Below are 372 nucleotides of genomic sequence, written 5' to 3' on the forward strand. Positions count from 1 at the left end.
ATTAGTATACAACGTCACTTCTTCAAAGTCAACAACTTTTTTTAAAAATTACACTAACGTGCAATTGCTTGGCGGCGTCCTACTCTCACAGGGGGAAACCCCCGACTACCATCGGCGCTGAAGAGCTTAACTTCCGTGTTCGGTATGGGAACGGGTGTGACCTCTTCGCTATCGCCACCAAACAAATTGAGAGTGTTCTCTCAAAACTAGATAACAGGTGTGACATCATTCAAAAATATGGTTAAGTCCTCGATCGATTAGTATCTGTCAGCTCCATGTGTCGCCACACTTCCACCTCAGACCTATCAACCTGATCATCTTTCAGGGATCTTACTTCCTTGCGGAATGGGAAATCTCATCTTGAGGGGGGCT

General features: G+C 45.4%; 2 rRNA genes. Both read right to left on the reverse strand.

The window, feature by feature from the left end:
• Positions 1-66: 66 nt before the first annotated feature.
• Positions 67-182: ribosomal RNA gene (gene rrf, locus WX88_RS26950) — 5S ribosomal RNA — on the reverse strand.
• A 55-nt stretch (positions 183-237) separates the two neighbouring features.
• Positions 238-372 (reverse strand): 23S ribosomal RNA (locus WX88_RS26955); the annotation flags it as partial.

Source organism: Hymenobacter terrenus (assembly GCF_000972495.1).
GTDB classification, from domain to species: Bacteria; Bacteroidota; Bacteroidia; order Cytophagales; family Hymenobacteraceae; genus Hymenobacter; species Hymenobacter terrenus.